This window comes from Clostridiaceae bacterium, assembly GCA_012840395.1.
Classification (GTDB): Bacteria; Bacillota; Clostridia; order Acetivibrionales; family DULL01; genus DULL01.
Genome location: DULL01000083.1, coordinates 45,494 through 69,165 on the forward strand (window position 1 = coordinate 45,494; position 23,672 = coordinate 69,165).

At 35.2% G+C, this 23,672-nt stretch carries 26 protein-coding genes and 1 other annotated feature; of the genes, 20 read left to right on the forward strand and 6 right to left on the reverse strand.

Annotated elements, in window-relative coordinates:
- Positions 1-120: 120 nt before the first annotated feature.
- Entirely contained in the window at positions 121-1,587 is a 1,467-nt protein-coding gene (locus GXX20_09540; protein HHW31896.1) for an MFS transporter, read from the forward strand.
- A gap of 195 nt (positions 1,588-1,782) precedes the next feature.
- Here GXX20_09540 and GXX20_09545 read toward each other — a convergent pair whose 3' ends face one another.
- Complete coding sequence (locus tag GXX20_09545; protein HHW31897.1) at positions 1,783-1,932, reverse strand: hypothetical protein; 150 nt, start codon at positions 1,930-1,932, stop codon at positions 1,783-1,785.
- Between the two features lie 375 nt (positions 1,933-2,307).
- Between GXX20_09545 and GXX20_09550 the strand changes: the two genes are divergently transcribed.
- From GXX20_09550 to GXX20_09575, 6 genes are all read left to right on the forward strand, one after another.
- Entirely contained in the window at positions 2,308-3,069 is a 762-nt protein-coding gene (locus GXX20_09550) for a fumarylacetoacetate hydrolase family protein (protein HHW31898.1), read from the forward strand.
- A gap of 2 nt (positions 3,070-3,071) precedes the next feature.
- On the forward strand, positions 3,072-4,976 hold the full coding sequence (thrS, locus tag GXX20_09555; protein ID HHW31899.1) for a threonine--tRNA ligase: 1,905 nt from the start codon (positions 3,072-3,074) through the stop codon (positions 4,974-4,976).
- Positions 4,977-5,066: 90 nt separating this feature from the next.
- Positions 5,067-5,210, forward strand: a sequence feature (ribosomal protein L20 leader region).
- An 83-nt stretch (positions 5,211-5,293) separates the two neighbouring features.
- Complete coding sequence (locus GXX20_09560) at positions 5,294-5,788, forward strand: translation initiation factor IF-3 (protein ID HHW31900.1); 495 nt, start codon at positions 5,294-5,296, stop codon at positions 5,786-5,788.
- Between the two features lie 75 nt (positions 5,789-5,863).
- A complete protein-coding gene (gene rpmI / locus GXX20_09565) occupies positions 5,864-6,061 on the forward strand; it encodes a 50S ribosomal protein L35 (protein ID HHW31901.1) in 198 nt (65 codons plus the stop codon).
- A 17-nt stretch (positions 6,062-6,078) separates the two neighbouring features.
- Positions 6,079-6,429, forward strand: coding sequence for a 50S ribosomal protein L20 (rplT, locus tag GXX20_09570; GenBank protein ID HHW31902.1), 351 nt, complete (start codon positions 6,079-6,081; stop codon positions 6,427-6,429).
- Positions 6,430-6,550: 121 nt separating this feature from the next.
- Positions 6,551-7,351, forward strand: a complete 801-nt coding sequence (locus GXX20_09575; protein ID HHW31903.1) for an RNA methyltransferase — start codon at positions 6,551-6,553, stop codon at positions 7,349-7,351.
- 10 nt (positions 7,352-7,361) lie between these two features.
- On the opposite strand, the gene GXX20_09580 is transcribed toward GXX20_09575, so the two are convergent.
- Entirely contained in the window at positions 7,362-7,754 is a 393-nt protein-coding gene (locus GXX20_09580) for a DUF4363 family protein (GenBank protein ID HHW31904.1), read from the reverse strand.
- Positions 7,755-7,757: 3 nt separating this feature from the next.
- Complete coding sequence (locus GXX20_09585) at positions 7,758-8,444, reverse strand: DUF421 domain-containing protein (protein HHW31905.1); 687 nt, start codon at positions 8,442-8,444, stop codon at positions 7,758-7,760.
- Between the two features lie 206 nt (positions 8,445-8,650).
- On the opposite strand from GXX20_09585, the gene GXX20_09590 reads away from it, so the two are divergent.
- The 8 genes from GXX20_09590 (at position 8,651) to GXX20_09625 (ending at position 16,628) form a co-directional block, all read left to right on the forward strand.
- Complete coding sequence (locus tag GXX20_09590; GenBank protein HHW31906.1) at positions 8,651-9,715, forward strand: PilT/PilU family type 4a pilus ATPase; 1,065 nt, start codon at positions 8,651-8,653, stop codon at positions 9,713-9,715.
- A gap of 38 nt (positions 9,716-9,753) precedes the next feature.
- On the forward strand, positions 9,754-11,457 hold the full coding sequence (locus GXX20_09595) for a hypothetical protein (protein HHW31907.1): 1,704 nt from the start codon (positions 9,754-9,756) through the stop codon (positions 11,455-11,457).
- 104 nt (positions 11,458-11,561) lie between these two features.
- Positions 11,562-12,731 (forward strand): signal peptidase I, encoded by a 1,170-nt coding sequence (locus GXX20_09600; GenBank protein ID HHW31908.1) that lies wholly within the window; start codon positions 11,562-11,564, stop codon positions 12,729-12,731.
- A 50-nt stretch (positions 12,732-12,781) separates the two neighbouring features.
- Positions 12,782-13,852, forward strand: a complete 1,071-nt coding sequence (locus GXX20_09605; protein ID HHW31909.1) for a DUF5305 domain-containing protein — start codon at positions 12,782-12,784, stop codon at positions 13,850-13,852.
- A gap of 203 nt (positions 13,853-14,055) precedes the next feature.
- On the forward strand, positions 14,056-14,622 hold the full coding sequence (locus GXX20_09610; protein HHW31910.1) for a hypothetical protein: 567 nt from the start codon (positions 14,056-14,058) through the stop codon (positions 14,620-14,622).
- A 196-nt stretch (positions 14,623-14,818) separates the two neighbouring features.
- Positions 14,819-15,508, forward strand: a complete 690-nt coding sequence (locus GXX20_09615) for a hypothetical protein (GenBank protein HHW31911.1) — start codon at positions 14,819-14,821, stop codon at positions 15,506-15,508.
- Positions 15,498-16,013 (forward strand): hypothetical protein, encoded by a 516-nt coding sequence (locus GXX20_09620; protein HHW31912.1) that lies wholly within the window; start codon positions 15,498-15,500, stop codon positions 16,011-16,013. The genes GXX20_09615 and GXX20_09620 overlap by 11 nt, the downstream gene beginning before the upstream one ends.
- A gap of 270 nt (positions 16,014-16,283) precedes the next feature.
- Positions 16,284-16,628, forward strand: coding sequence for a hypothetical protein (locus GXX20_09625; GenBank protein ID HHW31913.1), 345 nt, complete (start codon positions 16,284-16,286; stop codon positions 16,626-16,628).
- Between the two features lie 58 nt (positions 16,629-16,686).
- On the opposite strand, the gene GXX20_09630 is transcribed toward GXX20_09625, so the two are convergent.
- Both GXX20_09630 and GXX20_09635 read right to left on the reverse strand, forming a co-directional pair.
- A complete protein-coding gene (locus GXX20_09630; GenBank protein HHW31914.1) occupies positions 16,687-17,340 on the reverse strand; it encodes a response regulator transcription factor in 654 nt (217 codons plus the stop codon).
- A 192-nt stretch (positions 17,341-17,532) separates the two neighbouring features.
- Positions 17,533-18,180, reverse strand: a complete 648-nt coding sequence (locus tag GXX20_09635; GenBank protein HHW31915.1) for a conjugal transfer protein TraR — start codon at positions 18,178-18,180, stop codon at positions 17,533-17,535.
- A 211-nt stretch (positions 18,181-18,391) separates the two neighbouring features.
- Between GXX20_09635 and GXX20_09640 the strand changes: the two genes are divergently transcribed.
- Both GXX20_09640 and GXX20_09645 read left to right on the forward strand, forming a co-directional pair.
- A complete protein-coding gene (locus tag GXX20_09640; protein ID HHW31916.1) occupies positions 18,392-18,592 on the forward strand; it encodes a hypothetical protein in 201 nt (66 codons plus the stop codon).
- 11 nt (positions 18,593-18,603) lie between these two features.
- Complete coding sequence (locus tag GXX20_09645) at positions 18,604-18,855, forward strand: spore coat protein (protein ID HHW31917.1); 252 nt, start codon at positions 18,604-18,606, stop codon at positions 18,853-18,855.
- A 129-nt stretch (positions 18,856-18,984) separates the two neighbouring features.
- Here the strand turns inward: GXX20_09645 and GXX20_09650 are convergent, their stop codons facing one another.
- On the reverse strand, positions 18,985-19,164 hold the full coding sequence (locus GXX20_09650; protein ID HHW31918.1) for an alpha/beta-type small acid-soluble spore protein: 180 nt from the start codon (positions 19,162-19,164) through the stop codon (positions 18,985-18,987).
- Between the two features lie 516 nt (positions 19,165-19,680).
- Here GXX20_09650 and GXX20_09655 point away from each other — a divergent pair.
- From GXX20_09655 to GXX20_09665, 3 genes are all read left to right on the forward strand, one after another.
- Complete coding sequence (locus GXX20_09655) at positions 19,681-20,832, forward strand: D-alanyl-D-alanine carboxypeptidase (GenBank protein ID HHW31919.1); 1,152 nt, start codon at positions 19,681-19,683, stop codon at positions 20,830-20,832.
- A 125-nt stretch (positions 20,833-20,957) separates the two neighbouring features.
- Positions 20,958-22,793: a B12-binding domain-containing radical SAM protein gene (locus tag GXX20_09660; GenBank protein ID HHW31920.1), complete on the forward strand. Its 1,836-nt coding sequence runs from the start codon at positions 20,958-20,960 to the stop codon at positions 22,791-22,793.
- Positions 22,794-23,000: 207 nt separating this feature from the next.
- Positions 23,001-23,672, forward strand: coding sequence for a pilus assembly protein (locus GXX20_09665; protein ID HHW31921.1), 672 nt, complete (start codon positions 23,001-23,003; stop codon positions 23,670-23,672).

The window sequence follows — 23,672 nt, forward strand, 5'->3', positions numbered from 1 at the left end:
CTCATTTTTTATGATGAAAAATCTTTAGAATTTAATAAGGAATGTGCTATAATGTTTTTTATAATTGTTTAAAATCTGATTCATTAAATTATGAAGAATTCAAATAAAGTGGTAATTATAATGCAGAAAAAATATAGCACATTAAGAGAAACAACATCACAAAATACGGGGCATGGCGATACTGAAGTAGACTATAGTGTATCAAATAATGGTTTATCATACAGGACTGTACAATCTAGTAAAAACATTTTTGACAGAATTCCTGGAAGGTTCTGCAATATTCATACAGAACAATTAGCCATATTCCTTACAGTTGCCATTACGCTGCTTGGGGACTCCAGTCTTTATGTTCTCCTGCCTACTTATGTATTTGACCTGGGAATACCTGTGGCAGCTGTAGGAGTTATTCTTAGCCTCAACAGGTTTGTAAGAATAATTACGAATTATTATGCCAAATACTTGTATTCATATTTCGGGCGAAGAAGATTATTTATATATAGCGTAATATTATCTGCCATTACAACGCTTTTTTATGGCCTGCCGGTTGGTGTTGTTATTTTAGGATTTTCAAGATTGATCTGGGGTGGCTGCTGGTCGGCAATGAGACTTGTAAGCTTTGAAAGTATTGCTGAAAACAGCAACGATAATAACAGAGGAACATTGACGGGTTTATTTCATTCTATTGCAAGAATAGGGAGCCTTCTGGCAATATTTCTGGGAGGAATATTATCTAATTATCTGGGATACAGGAACACATATTATATTTTTGCATTTATGACTTTTATAATAGGTGTACCTCTTTCCTTTTATGGAATGAGTATAAAAAGATCCTCTGGTAACATGCAAATATCAGAACAGACAGATGAACGGGCTACAGAACAAACACAAGAACAGATGACAGAACAAACCCCAGTGCAGACAACGGAACAAACAACTGTACGAGAAACCGGCGTTAGCGTTGGTAATAATGAAAATACTTATAATCATGTAAAAAGTAAAGTCAATATAAGTTTAAAGCTGACATATTTTATGACTTTCCTAAATTCTTGGGTAGGTAACGGATTACTTGTCTCCACCATTGGATATATATTGCTGCTGATATTCGGAAAAGAAGTGACTCTTTTCAATATAACCATAGGAGTATCCATTGCAGCAAGTTTTCTGGTTTCGGTAAGATGGTTTTATGATATATTTCTATCAGTTATATTTGGTAAATTGGCTGACCGGTTTGGATATTTTAAGATAATTATAATGAACTGTATTCTTCAAATAATTTCTTTATTAATAATTGCCTATACCCAATCATTTATTCTTATATTCCTGGCCGCAATAGTAGGTTTTGGTGGTGTAACTGCTCTCACAAGCACTTTGGATGCATCTGCAATTGGCTATCAGTCTTTAAATAAAGACAAAAATATACTTGGACATTTTACAACCTGGCAGGACCTGGGAGCTGCTTTTGGCTCTATGGCAGGATATTCACTTGTAATTGCGGTAGGATATAGCAGAGCATATATGATAACTGCACTTATGATTGTATTGGCAATTGCCTTTGCAATAATAAATAGAAAGAGAAATAGTGAATAGTTACAGTTACATTTATAATTCCAAAAAAGCTGGCAAGCAATTTGCTTACCAGCTTTATTATATATTAAAAAGGAGGAAACCTCTAAATTCATTAATTACATTGTACTATGTAAATGAAAATAATGTAATGTAATTAATAAACGACTTTTTATACTGGTATAAAGTTTTTTTTATGCAATGTGACTAAAGAAATTTTCATTTAGACATAGCCGGCAAAATAATAACGGCTGTTATTAAATAACCTGTAGCAATTGATACCGCAGGTATAACCACAGTATAAAAGATAAGCATTCTGAATTTTTTATGCCTGGCTTTTCTGAATTTTTCCACGCGGCTTACTCTCATATTATAGACCTCCCTAAGATATTGTGCAAGATATACTTAAAAGTCCCTTTATAAGTTATTATCATCAGTAAAACTCATAGTATTATACTGAATAGGTGTACTCTTCTGGAAAATGTTCCAACATATTAATTTTTCCGGAGAGACCTAATTTACTTATTTAGGATTAAAAGTAATATTATACCATAATACTTGTCCGATATATAAATATTCTTGCCCTATGATTAACATTACTAACATTTTTATACAATTCCATTTACAATAAGCTATTTAATGCACTCCATTGAATTATACTTATCGAATTTTGTGGTACTTTGACTTGTAGATAAAATTTTAGAGTGGTATACTTTAGAATATCCATACTTTTTGAGGTGAAATATGAAATATTTAAGGTTTAAGTATAATGGAACAACCAGATATGGAATACTTGAAGGAGATATTATTAAAGAAATTTCCGGAAATTTTTTTGAAGAATTCGGCTATACCGGCAGGGAATTTGAACTTGATGAAGTAAAGCTCCTTGCTCCCTGTATTCCTTCAAAGGTGGTGGCAGTTGGCCTTAATTATATATCTCATATAAAAGAGTTTGGTGACCGGAAAATTCCCTCAAACCCGACTCTGTTTATTAAATTGCCTCATACAATAATTGGACCGGGAGATGATATTATACGGCCCAAGGGTGCTGAAAGAGTTGATTTCGAAGCAGAGCTGGCTGTTGTTATCAGCAAGCCCTGTAAAAATATCAGCGCGGATAAGGCAGATGATTATATTCTTGGAGCAACGTGCTTAAATGATGTTACAGAAAGAAGTATTCAGGCAATGGATGGACAATGGACAAGAGCCAAAAATTTTGAAACATTTTGTCCCATAGGTCCTTACATTGTTAATGATATTGACTATAATGCTCTGGATATTAAATCTTATCTCAATGGAGAAATAAAGCAGTCTTCAAATACAAATAATTTAATCTGGAAAGTACAGGAGTTAGTAAGCTTTATTTCACGTGTAATTCCGTTGAAACCAGGGGATATTGTTTCTACAGGCACCCCTTCAGGGGTGGGTGCCATGAAAAACGGTGATATTATAGAGATTGATATAGAAGGTATTGGCAGACTAAGAAATCAAGTTCGGGAGGAATAAGTATGATTAAAGTAACACTAAAAGATGGGAGTATTAAAGAATATAGCAAAGGAACAACTCTTTTAGAGGTAGCCCAAAGTATAAGCGCCGGCCTGGTTAGAATGGCTCTTGCCGGTGAGGTTGATGGTGAAGTGAAAGATTTAAAATACAGGCTTGAAAAGGATTGCACTATAAAATTCCTTACTTTCGATGATGAAGGTGGAAGAGATGCTTACAGGCATACTACTTCCCATATTATGGCCCAGGCAGTAAAAAGACTGTATCCTGATGCCAAACTTGCCATAGGTCCGGCAATTGAAAATGGTTTTTACTATGATTTCGATATGGAAAAGACTTTGTCAATTGATGACCTTGCAGAAATAGAAAAAGAAATGGAAAAAATAATAAAAGAAGATTATGAGATTGAAAGATTTACTTTGCCGAGAGACGAAGCTATTAAGTTCATGCAGGAAAGAGGAGAACCCTATAAAGAAGAATTGATTACCGAATTGCCTGAAGGAGAAGAAATTTCTTTCTACAGACAAGGTGATTTTATTGACTTATGCGCAGGACCTCATTTGACTTCCACCGGTCATGTAAAGGCTGTTAAACTGCTGTCTGTTGCAGGAGCCTATTGGCGTGGAAATGAGAAAAATAAAATGTTGCAGAGAATTTACGGTACATCTTTTCCCAAAAAGAGTCTATTGGATGAGTATGTATTCAGAATGGAAGAGGCAAAAAAGAGAGATCACAGAAAACTTGGAAAAGAGCTTGACTTGTTCACTATAATGGAGGAAGGTCCTGGATTCCCATTCTTCCTGCCTAAAGGTATGATTATAAGGAATATTCTGGAGGATTATTGGCGCCAGGAGCATAAAAAGAGAGGTTACCAGGAAATCAAAACTCCCATTATACTTAGCGAAGAATTATGGCATCGTTCCGGCCACTGGGACCATTATAAGGAAAACATGTACTTTACCAAGATAGATGAGGGAGACTATGCAATTAAGCCAATGAACTGCCCTGGTGGAATACTTGTTTACAAGAGAAAGCTCCATTCCTACAGAGACCTGCCTCAAAGAATGGGAGAACTTGGCTTGGTTCACAGGCATGAACTTTCAGGTGCATTACATGGATTAATGCGTGTAAGATGCTTTACTCAGGATGATGCTCATATATTTATGACACCTGAGCAGATAGAAGATGAGGTTGTAGGTGTAATCGAACTTATTGATGAGTTCTATAAGGTCTTTGGATTCAAATATCATATTGAGCTGTCAACAAGACCTGAAAATTCAATGGGTACCGAAGAGCAGTGGGAAGTTGCAACAAACGCCTTAAAAAATGCACTTGTTGCAAGAAACCTGGAATTCAAAATTAATGAGGGTGACGGAGCTTTCTACGGACCAAAGATTGATTTCCATCTTGAAGATTCAATTGGGCGTACCTGGCAGTGCGGCACAATACAGCTGGATTTCCAGATGCCTGAACGCTTTGACCTGACCTATATAGGTGCTGATGGAGAAAAACACAGGCCTGTCATGATTCACAGGGTTGTTTTCGGAAGTATAGAAAGATTTATCGCCATATTGGTAGAACATTATGCAGGCGCTTTCCCTGCCTGGCTGGCTCCGGTGCAGGTAAAAATATTGCCTTTGGTTGACAAGCATCATGACTATGCTTTTGAAGTAAAGAAAAAACTGGAGGATATGGATATAAGGGTTGAAATAGACCTGAGAAATGAGAAAATAGGCTATAAAATCAGGGAAGCACAGCTTGAAAAGGTGCCCTATATGTTAGTTATAGGAGACAAAGAAGTAGAAAACAGCCAGGTTGCAGTAAGATCAAGAGCTGAGGGAGATCTTGGCGCTATGGATGTAGAAAAGTTTATTGATAAAATTACCAAAGAAATAAAGGAAAAAAGATAATGGAGTCAAATGGGAGAAAGGTCAATAAACCAAAAAATTTTTATTGACAACTTGACATTTACTCGCATATTCTGATATTATGTAATAGCTAAAACAAAGAAGAAGTCATCCACTTCTCACCCTATGGCAATTGCCTCCAGGGTTAATATTGTAAGCATGAGTGTTATACTCGTATTTGCATTGGTGTATTTAAGAGTGGATTGATTTTCTTTCAATCCACTTTAGTTTTATATTAAGCATTTTATTGAGATGCATGAAGCAAAAGCTTCTTGCCAAAATATATTTGGAGGTGTTTTATTATCAGTAAAAACGAATTAATGATTAATGAGGAAATCAGGGATAAGGAAGTAAGATTAATTGACACTGACGGTACCATGTTAGGTATAATGTCTGCAAAGGAAGCTCAAAAGCTGGCAAATTCCAAAAACCTGGATCTTGTAAAAATTGCCCCTAATGCAACGCCACCTGTTTGTAAGATTATGGACTATGGCAAATACATGTTTGAGCTGTCTAAGAAAGAAAAGGAAGCCAGAAAGAATCAAAAGGTTATTTCAGTTAAGGAAGTATGGCTCAAACCTACAATTGAAGAACATGATTTTCAATTTAAGGCAAGAAATGCCTGCAAATTCCTTAAAGATGGTGACAAGGTAAAGGTAGGTGTAAGATTTAGGGGACGGGAAATGCAATACACCTCATTAGGGCAGGAAGTACTCGATAAATTTGCGGAATACACCAAAGAAGTGGGTGTTGTTGAAAAGAAACCCAGACTTGAAGGAAGAAATATGATTATGATATTGAATCCGAAGAATTAACAAGTCTAAAGTGCATTGCTTTTGACAACGGTTTTATGACAACGAATATTTAACTTTCAGGAAGGAAGGATGTTTATGCCTAAGATTAAGACACACAGTTCTTCAAAAAAGAGGTTTAAGCTTACGGGAACAGGCAAGGTAAAAAGGGCAAAGGCTTATAAGAGCCATATACTTACAAAGAAAACTTCTAAAAGAAAGAGAAACTTGAGGAAAGCAACAGTTGCATCGGAGGCTAATGCTGCCACCGTACGAAAGATGATTCCATACAAGTAAGAAGGAGGAGAATAGCTATGGCAAGAGTAAAAGGTGGGGTTAGAACCCGTGCAAGACATAAAAAGATATTGAAGCTTGCAAAAGGATATTTCGGAGGCAAGAGCACCAAGTTCAGAGTTGCCAACCAGGCTGTTATGAAATCCCTTTCCTATGCATACAGGGATAGAAGAGCAAAGAAAAGAGATTTCAGAAAATTATGGATTACAAGAATTAATGCCGCAGCAAGAATGAATGGCATGTCATATAGCAGATTCATGAATGCCTTGAAAAAATCAGGTATTAATTTGAACAGAAAAGTACTGGCCGACATGGCTGTTAATGATGCTCAGGCTTTTGCTCAGTTAGTAGGCCAAATAAAAAATGTTTAATTGAATGCTTACCAAACATCATACATTAACAAATAAAGGGGCGCTAAGCCCTTTATTTGTTATGGGCGTGAAAATGTCTAATATTTTGCCATGCAGTGGTTTTACGGGAGGTTTTTTCAGGATGAAAAAAATAACCAGCAGTCAAAATCCCCTTGTGAGAGAGGCAAAAGCCCTAAAAAACAGAAAATACAGGGATGAAAAAGGGCTTTTCTTAATTGAAGGGGAAAAACTGTTGAAAGAAGCGGTACAAGAGAAGGCAGAAATAATAAAGGTTTTTCTCTCAGAAGAATATATAAAGGAAAAATCATATGATTTGTTTTCATCAGAATTACTGAAACATGATACTATAATTCTAAGTGACAGATTGTTTAAAGAAATAAGCGATACCGAAACCCCCCAGGGAATAATTGCGGTGGTTAAACAGAGTAAGCACACTTTGAGTGATATTATGGCTAATAACAGAAACATTATTATCCTTGAAGAAATCCAGGATCCGGGCAATATGGGTACAATAATCAGAACAGCCGATGCTGCAGGATTTTCAGGAGTGATAACAACAAAGGGCTGTGTTGATGTCTATAGTCCAAAAGTTATACGGTCTACCATGGGATCTATATTCCGTATTCCTGTATGTACCGGGGCCGGCATATCAGAAATAATCAGCAGGCTTAAGGCTGAAGGTATAAAGGTATATGCCTCTCATCTTGAAGGTAAAGCCAGTCTGTATGATATTGATTTGAGATCTGACATGGCAATAATAATTGGAAATGAATCAAGAGGTTTAAGTAAGGAAGCATCTGCAAGTGCAGATGCCCTGGTGCAAATACCTATGCTTGGAGGAGCTGAATCTTTAAATGCCTCGGTTGCAGCAGCAATTCTCATGTATGAATGTGTACGACAAAGACTGACAAAAGACACTTGAAGTGAATATGTCAAAATATATTATCAAGTGTGGGTAACTCTTTATCCGGTACATGAGTAATAAGATCTTTTAATACTGATATTTCAGCCAAAGCAAGAGGTAAGTCTTTTTCCTCAATATATATTCTGGCTCTGGCCAGGGAAATGGTAATGCTGTCAATTTCCCCATGGTCTGTAAGAGTAGCCCAGACTTTTTTTACTTTATTCCACTTTTCTTCCATTACAGATAATTCTTCTTTCGCAAGTTCCCATTTATTAGTGTTTGCATATTCTTCTACCTTTTCCAGATACAAATATAGCTCTTTGGCAGATCTATCCAGATAAAGTGATGTAATTATACCAGAGATAATAATTAATGCGAATAAAGAGATAATATAAATAATTATCATAATAGAATGTTTCATAAATCAGCTCACCTTGTTACAAGACTTTTTTTGACAATAAAGATTACCGCTGGAGTCCAGGCTTGCATAAAAAACATCTTTGGCGCTTCGGATTCCTAATTTTTCTAACTCAGCCTGAAGCCAATTGATATCAAGTTTTGCTTTGGCAAGGTTTTTGTAGTTAATGTCACCATCCATAATAATATCCAGGGATATTCCTTCGTATTCAGTGGGAATGTTCAAATCTTTAGGGGTTACAGGCCTTTTCTGGGATTTAGGTATAATACTTACCTGGCCGTTGGTTTCAAGAATTGCATACTCCACATCTGAAATGTTGGGATAGTTATTTATTCTCAGTTGTTCCAGAAGGTCGTTAATTGTATACATCTCTTTTTTAAGCTGTTCTTCCAGAATTCTTCCATTTTCAATGAGAATGGTTGGCCTGCCGCATATTATTGTTCTGCCTCTATTGCTCTTTATACTAATAAAAGAAATGGTTATCTGTGCAGCTAATAAAGTTATTATTGGTATAATACCATAAACAAGCGGAATACCTGTATTTTGCATTGGTACTGAAGCAAGTTCTGAGATCATTATAGCAATTACCAGTTCAAAAGGCTGGAGCTGACCAATCTGTCTTTTACCCATAAGTCTCATTACAAGAACTACCAGAACATACAAAATCAATGTACGGACAAAAACTACAAGCACATAATCATCCTCCTGTTATTTCCTGGTTCACTAACTAATTAATTCTTCAAATAGCAGAATTATATGACAGTAAAATATAAAAAACCCTATTTTTCGGTTATTGTATTTATATTTATTTCGAAGTATAATAAATTTATACATAAAATGAGCATTTTCTTTTTATTTCAACCAATATATTAAAAAAACTTGGTTTTTAAGAGGTTGTTATGTATACGTATACGGATTTTTTAAACCTAATAAAATATGCCAGAGAAGCAAATGCTACAAATATACATCTTGTAGCAGGAGCTGTTCCGGCTATACGCGTTGAAGGAAGGCTTTTATATACTCCTTTTGAGACTGTACTTCCAAAGGATACCGAGATGTTTGCAAATGAGATACTTAACGAAGAACAAAAAAGCATACTGAATAAAAACTTTTATATCAGTGTCCCAATTTCACCGAAAAATATCGGAAGACTAAGAGTAAATATATTCAAACAAAGGAATTCCTATTCTATTAATATTAAATTACTGGATAAGGTTTTAAAAAATCCTGAAGAACTGGGCATACCTCAATCAGTAATAAACTTATGCAATGAGAAAAGCGGGCTTATTCTTGTCTGTGGAAACACCGACAGCGGAAGATCAACAACTATGGCATCCTTGATTAAAAAGATTAGTTCAACCAGAGAATGCCATATTATTACTATTGAAGATCCAATTGAGTACTTATTTAAACATGATAAGGCAATTGTAAATCAAAAAGAAGTAGGAATAGACGTGAATAGTTTTGAAGAAGGCATTTATTCAGCAATAACTCAGGATGCAGATGTAATAATGGTAAGCTCAGCTATAGATCCAGCCACATTTTCTGCAGTGCTTACTGCTGCAGAGGACGGGCATCTTGTCATTACATCTCTTCATACAGATGATTCAATTTCAACCATAGAATATATAATCGGTATGTATCCTGCAGAAAAAAGCAATTATATAAAAATACAGCTTAGCCATTTACTATTGGCAATAGTATCTCAATGTCTTATACCTGGTGTTGATAATGTGGGAAATAAGCTTGCTGTTGAAGTGATGATTGCAAACCAGGCAATGCAAAACCTCATTCTGGAAAATAAAATTCACCAGATACCTACGTTAATAAGGGCAAGCAAATCCATTGGAATGATAACTATGGAGGATTCAATAAATGAACTGTATACATCAGGCTTGATATCTAAGGAAAGCGCTTTGAGCTATCTGTCTAATAGAAAATATTCTTTAGGAAGATCAAACTGAAAAATAAAAAAGCACTGCAATAAGGAGTAAAATGTGCGTTGTTTAAAAGGACAAGCAGCAGTATAAAAAATTTAATGGAATTATACAGATATATATCGATTTTCCTAACATTGTTCATATATGTAGTTCATGGTATATTCCAGAACTACAATATATCTGTAATGCTTATTCTGGTTTTTTGTGTAATTATATATGCTTTCCTTTTTGGATATCTTTATAATATAAGCTTCGGTGACAAACAACGGATGGTTATTCTGCTTTTACTGGATATTGCAGGCATATCCTTCCTGATACTGCTGACAGGGGGGCTGGATAGTTCATTTATATGGTGTTTCCTTAATCCGTTGCTTGTTATATCCTATTATGCACCTCTGCGACCAAAGGTTTTATCCCTTGCAGCCAGCATAATGTTACTATGCATTATCGGCTATATTGTTGAAGGAAAGCCGGGCATTAGGCTTTATTTATTATCCAGGTCCAATATTATTTTGAGTTTTACTTTGTTATTGATTCTTGTTAATATACTTTTCTATTATAGCAGCCTTTTAGTAAAGAAGCAGAAGGAGCTAAGCCTTGCAAATGAAACTCTTGAAAGCTACAACAGGAGAATTAAGGGGATGACACAGGATATTTTGCATTTGTATGAGGCTGTTCAGACCATTTCAGGTTTATCGGTCCAGCAGGATGTGGCTTCTATTTTACTTGAGTTTGCAGGGAAGGTTTTCCCTGAAGCTAATGCTTTTTATTATCTTGATGACAATGGAAATACCGACAAACTTATGACCTTAAATCCGATAGATGATAATATTTGGGATAATCTGGTGGATGATGTTAAGAGTTTGAGTGTATATAATAATACTGGTGCTGTTTCTGGTATCAGCAGGAAATTAGTAATAAATTTAGTTGACCAAAATTTTGTTGCAGTAATAACAAGAATAACGGAAATAAAAAACTACGGAGTAATCGGCCTCCTGGTTCCTAGAGAAAAATACGGAGAGAATAAGGATGAATATGAATCAAACCTGCTGCTCATATCACAACTGGCAACAACATTTTTTGAAAAAATAGAAGACGAAGCAGTGGGCTGTGAACTTGCTGTAGCTGACGAACAGAACAGAATAGCTGAAGATATTCATGACAGCGTAGTACAAAGGCTTTTTGCCGCTTCCTGCTTTATATATGACACACTGAAGAAATGGAATAATTTAACTGATGAACAGAAAAAGGAACAACTAAATCTTATAATGGAAACTATACGGAGTTCACTGGAGGACCTCCGTTCCACAATATATAATTTAAGCAGCAAAAAGCAGAATATCGTGCTTTTCAGGGAGAGTTTAGCTTCCTATCTTGACCAGATGGAACGGCTCAGCGGTATAAACATACACCTGGATGCCCGGGGAGACCTGGACAGCCTTTCTCTCAATGCAAGAAAGGCTATTTACAGGATAATAACTGAGTGTACGGGGAATGCCGTAAAACATGCAAAGTGCAAGAATATATGGGTTCATTTGCTGATGGATGAGAAAAATACAAAATTAACCATAAAGGATGATGGAATTGGTTTTGATTTGAGAAATAATGGAAATCGCAGTAATAACGGCCTTGGATTATACAACATAAAAAGCCTTGTAAGAATTTACAAGGGCAATTTGGAAGTTTTATCGGGAAAAGGCTCTGGCTCAACGTTTAACATAGAATTTAATAATGACAATATTCTGAAGAAACCGGAGGCATTATAACGAGGATGTAAGAAATTTTTCAACAATCGAAATTTTTCTTATGAATCTGGACGTTATAAGAAATAAGAAGTGTGTGGTCTGAAGGACAAAGGGTGCAAATGATAATGGGCAAAAGAGAATATGAAGCGCTAATTATACTGGCTGTTATACTGTTATCGGCTATACTTGGTATTAGGATTTTGCCGTCTTTTATAGGAACAACCGCATATCAGAATATCTTCAAGCCCTTATTCTGGTTTGCCCTTTCAGTTTATATATGGAAACAGCCTAGAGTAAGATTTAAAGGAAAGTTGAAACTCCATAAGTATATACTTATCTGGTCTGCAATATGTGGAATTGTATACATGGCTATTTTTTTTGCAGGAGGATTTATGGATGGAATAGGGGCAAGCCCATATTCAAGGAGCATAACCGGTATGCTTGTGAATGTTTTAAGTTTCGGAAGCGTAATAGTTATGATGGAATGGGTAAGGAATTACATCATAAACAAAGTCAAGAAAAAATATCTAATTCAATTCAGTATTTTGGTGGTAATAATATTTACATTTTACAGGCTGAATCTGAGGATTTTAATGAGCGTGGAAAACTGGCAGCAGGTTATACGGTATGTAGGTGAATATGCGGGACCGGAAATAGCGTTAAATATTTTGATGGCATACATGGTATATATTGGGGGAGAACGGCCGGCAATAATATATATGGCGCTTACAAACCTCCCCATTTGGATATCGCCTTTGCTTCCAAACCTCAGGTGGATTACCAAGGCTTTCATTGGAATTATGTCACCCGTAATATTTTTTATCATGCTGCGCCAGATTTATAAAAAGCAGGCAAAAGAGGTTAAAATAAGAGAGCAAAAAAGTGAAAAACCAACTTCCTGGATAGCTGTAAGTGTATTTTCAATTGCCCTTATATGGTTTGCTGTGGGAGTCTTTCCTATATACCCCGTAGTAATTCTTACAGGTAGCATGCAGCCTGCAATTGATCCAGGGGATATTGTTCTTTTGCAGAGGACCGATGGGCAAAACCTCAAAGTAGGAGAGATTATACAATACTGGACCGGTGAAATATTTATAGTTCACAGGATTATTTCAATAGACCAGGCCACCGGAAGGTACCAGACCAAAGGAGACAGTAACAGTGCACCAGACTCTGTGCTGGTTGGACCCGAACAGATAAAAGGCAAGTTGATATCAGTAATACCTAAAGTTGGAAAACTAAGCATATGGCTTAGGAGAGACTATGAGTATCCGGAGGAACAAGTAGAGTTTTGACAAGCTGCTTTTAACCAATCTCGACAAGTCTGTGCACAGGAGGGAAACAGATGAATTTAAGCCTGACATTAAATAAAAAGAGAATAGTTATTGCGGTTGAAATACTACTGGTACTTTTCTTCTGTATTAATACCTTATTGGAGATATTAGTTCCGAAATATACGGATGCAGAGAGAGTAAAGTTTGCATATACCAGCAAGGCCAATATAGACTACAGGGTATACCTGAGGCCGAATATCATATACCGTGAGAGTTTTCTGGAAAAGGGAAGATATTATATATTAAAATATATCGATCATGTAAACTTGAATATGAAATACGATTTTATCTCATCGGATGAAGCTGACTTAACTGCAGTTTACAGTGTTACTGCATATCTTCAGGGACTTCATGGAGAAGAAAATGAGGTGCTTTGGAGCAGGGAATATATTTTGATCCCAGAAAAAACTATACATAGGAATTCTTCCGATTTATCAATTGAACTGAGCGAAAATGTTTCCCTCAGTGAATTTCTGCAGGTCAGGGAATCTTTCTACCTTGAGTCGGAAGTAAATTCTCCTGCAGTACTTAATGTGGTTTTTTCAGTACATACAAAAGCAGATTCCAAGGAAGGGACCCTGGAAGACAATTTAAAAACAAATTTAATTATACCGATAGGAAACAACGTGTTTAAAATAGAAGGTACCCCGGAAGCAAGGGGTGAAAACAGAATTCCAGAAACTATAAGAAACCGTATTCCTGTTAATTACTTGAAAGTTGCAATATTCCTTGTAATTTCACTGCTGCTGGTTGTACTGGTGATTCTTACCATACGTTACGTCAAAACCGCAGAGCCTCCGGATCCATTTAATAAGGCCATTGCAGATATATTCAAGGAATACTCTGAGAGACTTGCAGGTATGACCCATAGTATATCCTACCATTTTTCTGATGTGATAACAGTTAATTCAATTGAAGATATGATTAAAATAGCAGATGAAATAGGACAGCCTGTCTTCTACTACAAGGTTGACAACAAGGTTGAAAGGAAAATAGAGTTTTTTGTATTTGACAGCGGCAGAGTCTATTATATGGCAATATTTGGTGAGATTAAACCGGAAAGTGAAGAAAGTTCCATATAAACTGTTTATCATAAATATACTACCTTGGTACCATATCATATGCCACTATGGTATTATTGTAATTATTCCTGGAGTTCTGAAGAATTATCAAATCGTGTGATTTACTTCAAATGATAAGCTTGTATAATTAAATTAAGAATTAATTAACGGTTAAGAATGTTAATGTCAAAATGATGATATGAAAATAGAGGGGAGAAATGAATATGAAGAGGACAAGATTTGTTTTGTGGGTTATTGTAGCAGCAATGGTTCTTATGGGCGCCGGATACGCAGCATGGTCACAGACATTTACGATAAACAGCACTGTACAGACTGGACACTTATATGTAAAAGTTCAAAAGGCTATTGAGGACCCAAGTATCGATATTGATGAAGGTGTAAATTCTACAACAGTAAACTTTACTATTACTGATATGTATCCTGGAAAAAGTGTTCAACATGTGTTGAGATTCACCAATCAGGGAACAATGCCGGTAAGATTAAAATTTAATAGTGGTACTTATCCAGAAAATGATCCTCTTTGGAGAGATCTTGTAATTGAGGTTAACGAAGAAGAAGTTAAATCAGCAGGTGACACTGATATAGAGGATGTAGGAAACAAAATAGCAGAAATACTGACAAATCCGGTACTTGCTGTAGGTATTACAAGAGATATTACAATTACACAGACATTGGATATAAGCAGCACGGATGAAACTGAAAGTTCATCAATAAGTTGGAGCCTGGGTTTTGTATTTGAACAGTATAATGCTCCTGTCATTAATCCATAATCTTAAACCAGGAATAAATAATTACTAATAGTAAAAAAGGAAAAAAACAAACCCGAAAGTTAATCAACGATAAAACGATAATTTGAATGGCACAGGCAGACATAGGCTTGTGCCATTCTTAAAAAAAAGCAAAAGCTGAAGAATAAGCAGGGATACAAGTAGTGCCAAGTACGGGCGGAATTTGGGGGATATTTAAATGTTGGGTAGTTCTAAACGCCTTTTATCAATAACAGTTATAGCACTGGTACTAATTGGACTAAGCTATACTTTATCCTTTCAGGAGGGATTTGTTGAAGCAGCGCTTACCAATGCCACCCTGATTGAATTAGTACCTGATGAATGTAAAGTAATAAATACCAGCAAGAATTTGGAAGCCGGCGTGTCTTTTATAAAGGATGAATTTGGTAACATTGTGGATAAAACATATATCATGCTTTCAACCAAAAACGTTTATGCAGGCGCCAGTGCTACCTTTTGCATAACTGCACGGAACATTAGCGATATTCCCTTATCTGTTGATCAGTTTACTCTCCATGTTGATAGCAGGAAGGACTCCATATCTGATCTTATGTATTTTTCCGGAAAAGTAAAAATATACAGGAATGATGGAGTATATTACGATGAACTTGGCACCTTCAGCAACATCAACCTGGCTGCACTTGCAGACAACTTGACATCATTGACGAAATATAGGAAAATTGATTCCGGAGAAAAACTGGTACTTGAATTACAGCAAAAGTTTTCTGTGGATTCTGAAAAATTTGTTGGGAAAGTTGGCTTGTCATACAGACTGGAACCGGTTTTTGTCCAGTATTTTCCCAAAGAAGAAGAATTAGAAGAAGAATTATTGGTCGGGAACAATAGTAGGGATGAAAATGTTTCTTAAGAGATACAAGAATAAGAAAAAGTGCAAATTTGGAAATCTTCTTCATGTAGGAACAATGTGCGTTGTCCTTATTGGAGCATTGAGCCTTCTTGGAATATCTTATTCTTCCTGGAGCCAGTCTTTTAGCATTTTTGGCTCCATATCCACAGGAGAAATTAACCTTGTTGTAAAAGATGTAGTATTGGATAGCTCCGATAGTTATGATTCTCTTAACTTTAATGTCAACAAGACAGGAAATATTGTAGATTCAGTTAATATGGAAGTAGTGTCTGGTTCAAATCCTTTTAATACCGTACTGGTATTTACTGTTGAAAATAGTGGAACAATACCTGTGGCATGTGAAGGTATTGACACAGATGCGCCCGGAAGTGTTGATGTACAGTTGCTTGAATCTCCTGAAAGGATATATCCGGGAGAGAGTGCTCAAATTAAAATTAAGATTGCAAAAGGTTATGTTAACAACTTTGAATTCAGTACTTTTCTTAGATTTGCACAGAAAATTTAGGCAAACTTGATTCACTTTATTGAGGTGATTTATATAAAAAAACTGGTTTTAATAGTATTTATTATAATAATATCTATACTTTGTACAACAGTAAGCTTCGGATTATGGAGGTATAATTCCGAGGTCAGGTTTACAATAACCATTAAACAGCCTGAACAAGACTACGGTTGCTGTATTTGTGGTAAATATAGCACAATACGGGAAGGTATAGATCTTTTAAGAGATGTACAATATCCGAAAATATATAACAAGATGGAGCAGTATAAAAATATGTTGTATGCACGGATAGACGAGCTTAATAATCTTCCCTTTGGAGGCATCACATATGAAGAGCTGGATGCAGAAGTAAATAAATATAGAAATGTTGATATAGAAGGATTTGGTAATTGTATTGAGACATATGGAAATTGTATAGTTACCCTGGGTGAATTTTATGAGAATTCAACACCAGAAGAAAAGAAGCAGGTCCCTAATTTCTGGACTGAGTCGTCTGGTCTTTGGATTTTGCATTCTCAGCTTTGGACAAAACGCTCTGAGCTTTATATTGTAGTAAGTGAACTCTGGACCGCCGGACAAAGCAAAATAAACTGGGAGAATGAAGACGGCGAAGGGTAAGGTAAGGGAGGTAAAGAAGGCAATAATTAGTAATGAGAATGATACATTATTATAACAATTATTCAGTCATATTCCCATTGCTATTTTTGCCTTTGTTTACATAAATTGCTGCCTGTAATCTGTTACTTAAATTAAGTTTTGCAAGAATGCTGCTAACATGTTTTTTTACAGTATTTTCGCTTATATAAAGTTTTTCTGCAATACTCTTGTTAGACATTCCTTTCCCAAGACAGTCTAGAATTTCAGCTTCTCTGGGAGTCAGCAATTCATCTTCACCTTCAGATTGTTGCACAGTCTGGCTCTGTACAGGAGTATTTATTCTTTCCAAAAAAACAGGGTCGAAATATTTTCTACCTCTAATAACAGACTTTACGGCATATACAATATCTTCAGTAAATGCATCTTTTAAAATATATCCGTCAATATTCAATTTCATAGCCCTGTCAAAATCCTCGGTAGATGAAGAAGATGAAAGTATAACATATTTGCAGTTAGGAAATTTTTCCTTTGCCATACGTATGAAATCGATTCCACTTTGATCTTTTAGCCTTATATCTACCAGAGCCAGATTATAGTCATTATTTGACATCAGTTCCAATGCTGACTTTACATCGTGAGCAAAATTAACATTATTTATATCTTGTTCAGAGATAAGTATATTCCTAATGCCGATGCAAACCAGGGGATGGTCGTCAACAATTAAAATATTCATATACATCAGCTCTTCCTTAACTATACTGTATTTTAGTACAATAATATTTACCATAAAATATTTATGTATATTTATATAATATTTTATATATTTTTTTGAATAAAATCTATGCTTTTTATAGTATAATTTTTGACAACTTATGAAAAAGAAAGTGAGCCAGAAGAAATACCTTTCTGGCTCACTGCAGATTCGTTAATCAGGAAGCTGTTTCTTATAATATTGATTGGATATTTGATCCATTTTATCTACAATTCCCTGTTCATCAATTCTATTTGTATAGTATTCCTCATAATCATTATATCCTCCCATATCCTGTGGAGAGTCGGAAGAACCATATTTTACTAAGTCAAAGAATTGATCCATACCTTCATGTTCGTCATCTTCCTGACTATTTAGATATTTTCTTCCCAGAGGCGCGTCCATAACCAATTCTTCATTTGGCCTGTCCATATTAGCTTTCATGGGAGTTTCATTGCCAGCTCTGTTTTTTTCACAGTATAAACATGTTGTGGCATGTGGCACAGCTTCAAGTCTTTCTTTTTCTATCTCCTTACCACACACTTCGCAATTTCCAAAGACACCTTGGTTGATTCTCTCCAATGCATCATTGGTTTCTCTTAATTGATGTTCCTGATGGGTTATCAGCGAATTATTAAATTCTGCCTGAAAAAGTTCCGAAGCTATTTCTGCAGGGTGGTTATCATAGTTTGATAACTCCGCGGGAGAATATTTATCCTGGTTTGACATACCATGTTTTTTCATTTTTCTTAATGTTTCTTCAAAATTATTTTTTCTATTTACAAGTATTTCCTTAAATTTATTAAGCTCATTTATTTCCATTAAGTTTTCCTCCCTATAGAATATTGTAAAATAACAAATTGCATATTATTGGCAAAGGTTTTTTGAACACCATTACATCCTGGATATAGTATGAGACTTATTTTTGAATCTATAGCTCCCTTAATTAAGCAATTAATTGAATAGTTTTCACGAATAATATTCTTAATACTGTAGAAAATAATAAGGAAAATAAATATAAAGGAGGGATTATATGCCGCCTTTGACAACAAAGGAACTTCTTCTTATTCAGGACAATATTAAAATGACTCAAAACACTATAAGCTTTATGAACAGCTGCGCGCAAATAGCGACAGATCCGCAGGTTAAAAGCTTATGCCAGCAAATGGTAAGAGATCATCAAAATGATTTGCAGGTTTTAATGAAACATATTAAGTCAACAACAGTTCAATAGGAGGTGGAACAATGGCTAATATTACAGATAAAGATATTATGGAGGTGTTGCTTACTCAGCACAAATTAGGAGCTATTTCATTAACTAATCTGGTTCTTGAAAGCAGCTGTCAGAATGTAAGAACTGATGCAACAAATCTTCTCACAAAAACTTTCGAGCATCAGAAACAAATTTATGATATCATGTCCCAAAAAGGGTGGTATCAAACTATGACAGCAAGTCCGCAGGAAATTAGTAATGTACAAACCAGTTTAAATATGTGATATTTAACAATTTTTTTTATAAAAACATAATGACAGGCAGTTTATCTAAGAACAAGGTGGCAGGTTAAAAGAAAAAGGCAGGATTTAATTCCCGCCTTTTCACTTATTTTTATTATTTATATAATACTACTATTTGCTGTAATTGTTTCCAGTATATGCTTCAAACACTTTCTTAACTATATTACCACCAATTTTACCTGCGTCTCTGGCAAGTAAGTCACCATTGTAACCTTGCTTTAAGTTAACTCCAACCTGGGAAGCTATTTCATATTTCATGTTTTCAAACTGAGACTTGCTTTTCTTAGCCATAATATCACCTCCTTACTAGATATTGTTTCAAAAAACTAACGATTTATAAGTAGAAAGATTTGGATATTATTATTACTTTTTCTGTAGACGAATTTTTCAAAGTTCAATTACCTTCACTTCTTGTTTTAATAAGATTTTCAATATTATTATTCCTGTTAAGAGGTGAAAAAATTCAAAAAATAGATTTTCATAAATTTGTACAAATACTTTATTTTGCGTATGCTAAAGGTAATTTCCATAAAAAGATTAATATAACTTGGCGTGCTAGCTTATAAGTCATATGCGTTATTAGGGCAATAACATGGGTTTCTTTAAGTCCGTGTTAAGATAACGCATATGGCCTGCCATGGAATGAAAGGTTAACTTAGTTCTCAATAACATTTTATCGTTTCCTCGTACATATATTTATTTTATGAGACTGCTACACAAAAACAAGAATAAACAAACAAGCTTATTAAGAGAGGGATTACTTTGAGGAGAATAAAGTTTTCTTTTGCATTAATTTTAATTGTTGCAATGTTTTTTTCCTGGAACCCTGTAATAGCAGATGATATTTACGAAGACCAGTTTTTTATAGAAACTTTCAGCAGCCCGGAGTATGTTAATCAAGTTCCTGTAATTAATGCCCAGGCGGCAGTTGTCATGGATATGGACTCAGGAAGAGTTTTGTTTGAGAAAAATGCTTATTCCAGGCGAGCTATGGCCAGTACAACTAAAATAATGACTGCCATTCTGGCAGTGGAAAACGGTAACTTAAATGATGAGGTTACCATAAGTAAGAGGGCAGCAAGTATCCGGGGTTCTACCATTGGACTCCAAGAGGGGGATAAATTGACTTTGAAGGAACTGCTCTATGGACTTATGCTGTCGTCAGGAAACGATGCCGCCATAGCAATTGCAGAGCACATAGGCTCATCAGTGGAAGAGTTTGCGAAAATGATGACAAAGAAGGCTTATCAAATCGGAGCAAGAAATACCTGTTTTATAAATCCTCATGGCCTTGATACTGACGGGCATTACACTACTGCTTATGATATGGCTCTAATTGCCAGGTATGCTTTAAATAATCCTATAATAAATGAAATAGTCAAAACTCAAAAAATACAATCATCCTTTGGAACGCTGTACAATACAAATGAGCTGTTAGGTGTTTATCCAGGTGCCGACGGAGTTAAGACAGGTTATACAGGAAAAGCGGGGAGATGCCTAGTTGCATCTGCAACGAGGAATGGCCACAGGTTGATTTCTGTAGTACTGGGAAGTCCAACCAGAGGAGCAAGAGCCCAGAGCAGCAAAGATATACTGGACTATGCTTTTAGTACATACAAATATTACACTATTCTGGAAGAAGGCACCTGTATAAAAAAGCTGCCTGTAAAAAGAGGCATTACAGAAATGGTTGAAGTAAAAACCATAGAGACTATTACTTTGCCTCTTAAGGAGGAAGAGTATAAATCATTACAGAAAAAGATTTATATGCCTGATGAACTGGATGCTCCTGTAATTGCAGGCACTGATGCAGGATTCATACAGTTTGTACTGAATGGCGAGGTCATTGTCCAATCAAATCTAAAAATATGCCAGGATGTAAGACGTAAGGTATTTACAGATTATCTGGGGGATGTAATCAAAGAATGGTGCAGGATAATGAGGTGGAAAGCACAATAGGCCTTAGGACACCTCATTTTAGGTTTATTACCTTGATTCAATGAAACAGATTATATATAATTTCTCCATAAAGGGCGTATTTTCTAATGAAAATGCGATTCACTTAAAAGAAATGGAGAACTAAAATGAAAACTCTACTGGTGGCACTGAACTCAAAATATATTCATTCATCCCTGGCAGTCTGGTATTTAAAAGCATATTGCAGTAATGAAGATGAACAGGCATACAACGGGGTGGAGATAGCTGAGTACACAATAAATGATAATATTGAGAGCATATTAGGTTCTATTTGCTTAAAGAAACCCGAAATAATATGTTTTTCATGCTATATATGGAATATAGAGTATGTTCTTAAACTTACAAGAAATATTAAAAAGCTTATGCCTGAATGTATCATTATTCTCGGCGGACCGGAAGTTTCTTACGATGCCGAAAAAATTATGGAAGCAGAACCTTCAGTTGATTTTATCATTTCAGGAGAGGGAGAAACAGCCCTAAAAAATCTATTACAGCATATCCGGCAGGGACAGGTATCACATTTTACGCATATAAAACAAATCAGGGGATTGACTTACAGAGAAAAAGGTGAAATAAAAAGCACCGAGCCCTGTACCCTTATTGAAAATTTAGATGAAATCCCTTCTCCATATACTGATGAATTTTTTATTTTACTCAAAAACAGGATAGTTTACTATGAGTCTTCAAGAGGATGTCCTTTTAATTGTTCCTATTGCCTTTCTTCTACCATAGCCGGTGTAAGGTATTTTTCTCTGGACAGGGTAAAAAAGGATATTTCCATACTCATTAGCCGTAATGTAAGGCAAGTCAAGTTTGTAGACAGGACTTTTAACGCAAATAAAAAGAGGGCCAAAGAAATATTTAAGTATATCATTGAAGAATCTGCTAAAACAAGGTCGGATATTAACTTCCATTTTGAAATGGGAGGAGACCTTTTTGATGAAGAAATGTTGGATATACTGAGTACAGCGCCTCCCGGACTTATACAATTCGAAATAGGTGTTCAGACTACCAATCAGGATGCATTAAAAGAAATAGACAGAATAACAGACTACGAAAAACTAAAAAACAATATTCAAAGATTAATAAGCAATGGAAATATTCACATCCACCTGGATTTGATAGCAGGCCTTCCCTATGAGGATTATGAATCATTTATTAAATCCTTTAATGATGTTTATAGTTTAAATCCCCATCATCTTCAGCTTGGTTTTCTGAAATTGCTGAAAGGTTCAAAAATAAGGAGACAGTCCGGACTGCATGGCTATATATTCAGGGATTATCCTCCTTATGAAGTTTTAAGCAACAAATATATTTCATATAATAGGATTCTGACTCTGAAAGCTGTAGAGGAATTAGTGGAAAGGTACTATAATTCAGGCAGATTTACCATTTCACTGAGATATATAACTAAAAAGATTTTTCACAAACCCTTTGACTTTTATTATAGTTTCAGCAAATATTATGAGACTTGTGGATACTATGAAAAATCCTTAGGAGCAAAGGAATTATACAGGGTACTTTATGAATTTATTGAGGCAGTAGCAGACCAAAGCAGCCTGAACCTAATTAAAGATCTGTTAAGACTGGATTTTCTGAAATGCGACAGTTCCGGAAGCCTTCCCGATATATTAAAAAGTGATACTCCCAAAGAATTTAAAGATGAATGTTTTCAATTTTTAAGAGAAGAAGATAACATAAAGAAATACCTTCCCGGCTTTAACGGCATGACAGCAAAAGACATGTACAAAAAAGTACATTTTCAAATATTTGATTATAATATCTTCTCATGGAAAGATGATATCCCAAAGGAGAAGGTTATTCCTGAAAAGACAGTGGTCCTGTTTGATTATACAAAAAAAGACAGGGTTACCGGGTGGTTTACCTTCACCAAGCTGGATACTTCGTATTTCCCGTCTTTAAGCTCACAAAATAAGCCCTGAAAGATAAATAAAAAGTAAAAATGATATTTTGTTAAAAATAATGAACACAAATAAATTAAAAATACAAATTGTAAACAAAATAAATATTGTAAAATATGGTAATATTATGTATAATATTTAAAAATATACAATATTTATGTTGTTTTTTGTTAATTATTTAATCCCTGAGTGAAGTAAGTTTTATTAGCTTAGGCAGTGGAGTGGGCAATGAGAATTAATTTATACAGTTCAAAAGGAAGTATGACCATTGAAGCTTCTATTATTATGCCTGTTATTATTTTATGTGTTATTGCATTATTGTTTATACCTGTCTATCTGTATAAACAGACTTCTCTCCACAGCATGACAAATAAAGCTGCTGAAAGGGCATATGTTGTATGGAGAAATGTTAACGGAGATATGGAGACAGGCAAAGTCCTGAAAGAAGAATTAAACAGTGACAGCCTTTATAGAAGAATGTATGATCCTTTCAAAGATATCCGGCTGGAAACTGTAAGAAGCTTTATAGAATCCAAACTGTCAAAAAAAGTTGTTTTTCCCGGGAATAAAGCCAATGAGGGTCCGGAAGCGGAAATTACTCTAAAAGATAATTTAATTTTAAAAAATTTGGATCTAACTGTCAAAGATACTGTGGGAATTTTTACAGAAAATTATCTTGGGCTTTTTGATCCAGGAAAAAACTATTCTTTTAATTCATCCTCAACTGCTTTTATTTATGATCCTGCGGAATTTATAAGAAATGTTGATTTTCTTGTAGAAATAAAGAAAGAGCTGGAAAAAGAATACCCGGAGCTTCAAGATACCAGCGGTAAATTAAAGGAAAGATTGAAGGACATCAGTAAATGGATTGAGAAAGCAGCTAATAAACAAGTTGATTAG

What these genes read in the sequence shown, in the direction of transcription:
- GXX20_09540 (HHW31896.1), top strand. Translation starts at nt 121, where the DNA reads ATGCAGAAAAAATATAGCACATTAAGAGAAACAACATCACAAAATACG.
- GXX20_09545 (HHW31897.1), bottom strand. Translation starts at nt 1,932, where the DNA reads ATGAGAGTAAGCCGCGTGGAAAAATTCAGAAAAGCCAGGCATAAAAAA.
- GXX20_09550 (HHW31898.1), top strand. Translation starts at nt 2,308, where the DNA reads ATGAAATATTTAAGGTTTAAGTATAATGGAACAACCAGATATGGAATA.
- thrS (HHW31899.1), top strand. Translation starts at nt 3,072, where the DNA reads ATGATTAAAGTAACACTAAAAGATGGGAGTATTAAAGAATATAGCAAA.
- GXX20_09560 (HHW31900.1), top strand. Translation starts at nt 5,294, where the DNA reads ATGATTAATGAGGAAATCAGGGATAAGGAAGTAAGATTAATTGACACT.
- rpmI (HHW31901.1), top strand. Translation starts at nt 5,864, where the DNA reads ATGCCTAAGATTAAGACACACAGTTCTTCAAAAAAGAGGTTTAAGCTT.
- rplT (HHW31902.1), top strand. Translation starts at nt 6,079, where the DNA reads ATGGCAAGAGTAAAAGGTGGGGTTAGAACCCGTGCAAGACATAAAAAG.
- GXX20_09575 (HHW31903.1), top strand. Translation starts at nt 6,551, where the DNA reads ATGAAAAAAATAACCAGCAGTCAAAATCCCCTTGTGAGAGAGGCAAAA.
- GXX20_09580 (HHW31904.1), bottom strand. Translation starts at nt 7,754, where the DNA reads ATGAAACATTCTATTATGATAATTATTTATATTATCTCTTTATTCGCA.
- GXX20_09590 (HHW31906.1), top strand. Translation starts at nt 8,651, where the DNA reads ATGTATACGTATACGGATTTTTTAAACCTAATAAAATATGCCAGAGAA.
- GXX20_09600 (HHW31908.1), top strand. Translation starts at nt 11,562, where the DNA reads ATGGGCAAAAGAGAATATGAAGCGCTAATTATACTGGCTGTTATACTG.
- GXX20_09605 (HHW31909.1), top strand. Translation starts at nt 12,782, where the DNA reads ATGAATTTAAGCCTGACATTAAATAAAAAGAGAATAGTTATTGCGGTT.
- GXX20_09610 (HHW31910.1), top strand. Translation starts at nt 14,056, where the DNA reads ATGAAGAGGACAAGATTTGTTTTGTGGGTTATTGTAGCAGCAATGGTT.
- GXX20_09615 (HHW31911.1), top strand. Translation starts at nt 14,819, where the DNA reads ATGTTGGGTAGTTCTAAACGCCTTTTATCAATAACAGTTATAGCACTG.
- GXX20_09620 (HHW31912.1), top strand. Translation starts at nt 15,498, where the DNA reads ATGTTTCTTAAGAGATACAAGAATAAGAAAAAGTGCAAATTTGGAAAT.
- GXX20_09625 (HHW31913.1), top strand. Translation starts at nt 16,284, where the DNA reads ATGTTGTATGCACGGATAGACGAGCTTAATAATCTTCCCTTTGGAGGC.
- GXX20_09630 (HHW31914.1), bottom strand. Translation starts at nt 17,340, where the DNA reads ATGAATATTTTAATTGTTGACGACCATCCCCTGGTTTGCATCGGCATT.
- GXX20_09635 (HHW31915.1), bottom strand. Translation starts at nt 18,180, where the DNA reads ATGGAAATAAATGAGCTTAATAAATTTAAGGAAATACTTGTAAATAGA.
- GXX20_09640 (HHW31916.1), top strand. Translation starts at nt 18,392, where the DNA reads ATGCCGCCTTTGACAACAAAGGAACTTCTTCTTATTCAGGACAATATT.
- GXX20_09645 (HHW31917.1), top strand. Translation starts at nt 18,604, where the DNA reads ATGGCTAATATTACAGATAAAGATATTATGGAGGTGTTGCTTACTCAG.
- GXX20_09650 (HHW31918.1), bottom strand. Translation starts at nt 19,164, where the DNA reads ATGGCTAAGAAAAGCAAGTCTCAGTTTGAAAACATGAAATATGAAATA.
- GXX20_09655 (HHW31919.1), top strand. Translation starts at nt 19,681, where the DNA reads ATGTTTTTTTCCTGGAACCCTGTAATAGCAGATGATATTTACGAAGAC.
- GXX20_09660 (HHW31920.1), top strand. Translation starts at nt 20,958, where the DNA reads ATGAAAACTCTACTGGTGGCACTGAACTCAAAATATATTCATTCATCC.
- GXX20_09665 (HHW31921.1), top strand. Translation starts at nt 23,001, where the DNA reads ATGAGAATTAATTTATACAGTTCAAAAGGAAGTATGACCATTGAAGCT.